This is a genomic window from Streptomyces sp. NPDC057654, from assembly GCF_042800135.1.
GTDB lineage: Bacteria > Actinomycetota > Actinomycetes > Streptomycetales > Streptomycetaceae > Streptomyces.
Genome location: NZ_JBHVHQ010000682.1, coordinates 1 through 4,706, shown reverse-complemented (window position 1 = coordinate 4,706; position 4,706 = coordinate 1). Strand labels below are relative to the sequence as shown.

The following is a 4,706-nucleotide window of genomic DNA, read 5'->3' as shown; positions in this document are numbered from 1 at the left end:
GCCGGGGCTCGGCGCGGAGATCCGCCGCCGCGACGGCCACGTACCGCTGCTGCGGCTGCCCTTCCCGGCGGAGGGCTCCGCCCCCGACGGCTACGACACCGTCGTCGTCCTGCCGCTGCGCGACGGCGCGGCCGAGGATCTGACGGGGCGTCTGTTGGCGGACCTGGACGACGCGCTGCTGCTGACCCTGCCGGGGCTGTCCGAGGTCGTCGTGGAGACGGCGGACGGCGTGCGGACGGTGACGCGCCGCGCCGACGGGCCGTACACGGTCATCGAGGACAGCGCCCGGCCCGCTCCCGCCCGTTGGCGCGTCGCGCGCACCGGCGGGCCGCTGGACGCGGCGCTGCTCGCGGACCGCCCGGTGGAGGAGCGGCTGCGCCCGAACTGGTCGGTGACATGGGCGGTGCCCGTCGACGCCGACGGCGCGCCCGTACGGCCGACGACCGCGCCCGTGCTGCACGCGCCGACCCCGACCGACGAGCCGCTCGGCCTGCCCGCCCTGCTCATCGCCTCGTTCCCGCTGGAGCCCACCCGCCGCCGTACCGCGCCCGGCGCGCTCACGGACTTCGTGGTGGCGCGGGCCGCCGAGGGGTACGCGGCGCTGCTCGGCGACTGGCGGCCCGTCGGCGTCGGCACCGTCGACCTGGTGCCCGGCCCCCTCGGCAAGGGCGAACTCGACGGCGAGCTGCGCCGCCTGCTGCTGGAGCGGCTGCCCAGGGTCCCGTTCCTGCCCAGCGCGGCGGCCGAGCAGGGCGGCGGCGAGCCCGCGCCGGACCGCGCGCCCGAAGTCGTGCCCGAGGCCGCCTTCGACGATCCCACCGCGCTCACCGGGACGGCCGGGGACGCGTACGTGCTGCGCCCCGCCGACGCCGAGATCGTGGAGGGCGCCGGGGCCGCGACCGTGGCCGTGCTCGCCGAACTGTTCCCGAGCCTGCTGCCCGCCGGGCTGGAGCGCCGCGTCGAGCTGCGCGTCCTCGGCGTGGAGCGGGTGCCGCTGGGCGAGATGGTCGACCGGCTGGCCGGCGTGGAGCGGGACCCGGCGTGGTGGCGGCGGCTGTACGACTCGCTGGCCGGGGTCGACCCGGACCGGCTGTCGGGGCTTCCGGTGCCGCTCGCGGACGGCCGTACGACGATCGGCCCGCGCCAGGTGCTGCTGCCGGGCGCCGAGGACGGGCCCCGGCACGAGGCGCTCGCCCGGCTCGGGCTGAAGGTCGCGCACCCCGACGCCGCGCACCCGCTGCTGGAGAAGCTGGGCGCGGTGCCCGCGTCCCCGCGCGCCGTGCTGACGACGCCCCAGGTGCGGGCGGCCGTCGCGAACTCGCTGGACGCGGACGACGACGCGTACGGGATCCTCGAAGGCGACGCGCTCGGCGGCGAGGAGCTGGCGGAGACCGTGCTGGGGCTCGTACGCGACGCGCACCTGGCCCCCGGCGACGAGCCGTGGCTGGCGGCCCTGGCGCTCCCCGACGAGGACGGCGAACCGGCCCCGGCCGGTGAACTCATGCTGCCGGGCAGCGCGTTCGAGCAGGTCGTACGGGCCGGGGAGCTGGCCGCCTGCGACGCGGAGCTGGCCGAGCGGTGGGGCGAGCAGCCGCTCACCGCCGTCGGTGTGCTCGCCACCTTCGCCCTCGTACGCGCCACCGACGTCGTCCTGGACCCCGACGAACTGGAGCCCCGCGACGGAGATTTCGCGGAGCCGGACGACGCCGGGCTGCTGGACGCCGTCGACGTGTGGTGCGAGGACGTGCTCGACGGGCTGGAGCAGACGGCGGTGCCGCCGGTGGCCACCGAGATCGTGGCCGTACGCGACCTGGACCTCGTCGACGACGACGCGTGGCCGCAGGCGCTGCGGATGCTCGCCCGGCCGCCGCTGCGCGACGCGCTGACCGCACCCGTACGGGTGCTGCTGCCGGACGGCACGACGGAGTCGGTGCGCCCGTACACGGCGTGGTGGCTGCGCGGCCACCCCGTGCTGGACGGGCGGCGCCCGGCCGGCCTGCGGGCCAGGGGCGGCGACCCGCTGCTCGCCGGGCTGTACGAGGCCGCCGACGCGGCCGACCTCCTCGGCGACGGCGGCGACGAACAGGTGCTGCGGGCCCTGGGCGTACGGACCTCCGCGGCCTCCCTTCTGGACGAGCCCGGCGGCGCGGCCGAGCTGCTGGCGCGGCTCGCGGACGACCGGCTGCCGGTCGGCGCGGCCCAGCTGCACGGCCTCTACGGCGCGCTGGCCGACCTCGACCCCGAGCAGGTCACGCTCCCCGACGAACTGCGGGCCGTCGTCGACGGCGAGGTGCGGATCGTGGACGCGGCGGACGCGCTGGTCGCCGACGCCCCGGACCTGCTGCCCCTGACGGCGGGCCGGGCCCTGCTGCCCGTACGGCCCGCGCTGGCGGCAGACCTCGCGGAGCTGCTGCAAGTACGGCGGCTGAGCGAGGAATTCACGGCCCCGGCGCCCGGCGGCGGCGAGCGGCGCGAGGTGCCGGACGGCGTGCGGGTGCTGCTGCCGGGCGCGCCGGACTCGTACGTCGAGCACGAGGAGCTGACGGTCGAGGGCGTCGAACTGGACTGGCGCTACGGGCCGGACCGGGTGCTGCACGCCTCGACGCTGGAGGGCGTCGCGGCGGGCCTGGCGTGGGCGGCCGGCCACTGGAGCCGGCGCTTCGAGGCGGCGGCGCTGCTGGAGGACCCGTCCCGCACGGAGGAGCTGGCCGAGGCCCGCTGGTTCGACTAGGTCCGCTGGTTCGGTCAGAGGTTCTGCGCGAGGGGCGGCGGCTCCCGAGTCCGCCCCTCGGCCTCGGCCGTTGCGCGTCCCGGCGCACCCGTGTACGTCTGTACGGAAAGTGAACATGCCTGTGAGCGTGTGGTGTTCCCTGTTCACCACACGCCCCAGGTGCTCGGTCCCCCCAGCACCCCCCTGACCCAGGTGATCCAGCGCCGTGGGCCCCAGGCCGCAGTGGCCACCCCCGTCAGCCACTGTGGGCAGGCTCCGGCGGCCGGATCACCTGGTTCACGACACTAGGGCGGCGCGGGCGCGGCGACGAGGTTCACCTTGCACTGCGGGGTGGGCCAGAGGTTTCAGAAACCACATTCACCAACATCGGGAGGTCGGGTGCAGACGCGGGAGAGTACGGACACCGGCGGCGCCGTCGGGGCGCGGTGGAGAATCGAGCGGGCCGAGGACGTGCTGCGGATGCAGAGCCTCGCCCGTTCCGGCGGGACCCGGGCGCTGCTGCGCTGGCTCGCAGCACGGGCCGGCGGCTGGGCGGGGCTGCTCGACGCCTCCGGCACCGTGCTGTGCGCCGCCATGCACCACCGCCCCGCGATACGGGCGGCAGACGGGCACGGCGCGTCCGGGGGACAGGCGACAGAGCTGGCGTCCGGGGCGGCGCGCACGCTCACCGACCGGGGGCTGCGCTCCGTGACCCTCGACGGGGGCGCCGAGACCGCCGTCCTCTTAGCCCTCGGCGGGCCCCGGCACCAGCACGGCCTCGCCCTGGGCGTCGTGGTGGCGGGCCCGCTGCCCGGCCACCTGACCGCGCTGCTCGCCGACGTCACCCTGCCGCTGGCCCTGTGCTGGGAGGCGGAGAGCGCCGAGCGCAAGCGGCGCCGCGTGGACCTCGCGGAGTCCCGCAGCCGCGAGGCGGTGCTGCACCTGCTGATGATCGGGCAGCTCGCCACCGCCCACCAGATCGCGGGCGCGCTGCGGCCCCGCCTGCCCGACCTGATGCGCGTGTACGTGGCCGAGTGCCCGCCGGGCCGCCGCGACGACGTGGTGCGGATGTGCGCCGACGCCTCCGAGGGGCGCGCCTGGGTGGTGCGGTGCCCCGTCTACTCCGGCCATGTGATCGCCCTGACGCCCCCGCCGCCCGGCGCCGCCGGGCCGCTCGACCGGGCGCTGACCTCCATGGCGGGCGACTGCGCCGTCGGCGTCAGCGACGACGTGCCGCTGCGCGAGACCGCCGTCGGCTACGCGCAGGCGTTCCACGCCCTGGCCATCGCCCGCGCCCACACCGACCGGTACGCGAGCTTCGGCGCCGCGCCCGAACTGGCCCTCGTGGCGGGCGGCGTGGCCGCGCCCTGGGCCCGGGACCTGCTGGAGCCGCTGACCTCGCACGCGCCCAAGCGGCCCCAGGACCCCAGCGGCCAGGAGCTGATCGCGACGGCCTCCTCCTGGCTCGCGTTCTACTCCCGCGCCACCGCCCACCTGAAGATCCACCGCAATACGCTCGCCGCCCGGCTGCGGCTGATCGGCCAGCTCCTCGGCATGGACCTCGACCGGCTCGCCGACCAGTCCGCGCTCGCCCTGGCCCTGCGCGTGCACTCCTCGCCCGTGCCGCCGCCCGACCACCGGCCCGGCGACCCGGACACCGCGCCCGCCCGCACCCTCGACGACCTGCTGTCCCGGCCCGCCGTCCAGCGCTGGGCCCGCATCCAGCTGCGCCCGCTGACCTCCGAGGGCTGCTCCGCCGACCCGTCGGCGACACTGCGCACCTGGCTGGAGCAGGACGCCCAGCTCAGCCGGACCGCCGCCGAGCTGGGCATCTCGATACCCGGCGCGCGCAAGCGGCTGACCCGCCTGGAAGCGCAGCTGGAACGCTCCCTGCTGCACGCCCCGAGCGCACGTCACGACCTGTGGCTGGCCGTCCGGGCCGTCGGCCTGACGGCTGCTCAGGTCTGAGGCTGTCGCCGATACGGCGTTACGAAGC

At 77.0% G+C, this 4,706-nt stretch carries 2 protein-coding genes; both read left to right on the top strand.

Features of this window, described 5'->3' with window-relative positions; genetic code table 11:
* The coding region (locus tag ACFU99_RS33570) for a molecular chaperone Hsp90 (protein WP_384399278.1) at positions 1 to 2,731 on the top strand (2,731 nt) is incomplete at its 5' end.
* A 459-nt stretch (positions 2,732 to 3,190) separates the two neighbouring features.
* Positions 3,191 to 4,678, top strand: a complete 1,488-nt coding sequence (locus ACFU99_RS33565; protein ID WP_384399281.1) for a helix-turn-helix domain-containing protein — start codon at positions 3,191 to 3,193, stop codon at positions 4,676 to 4,678.
* Positions 4,679 to 4,706 lie beyond the last annotated feature (28 nt).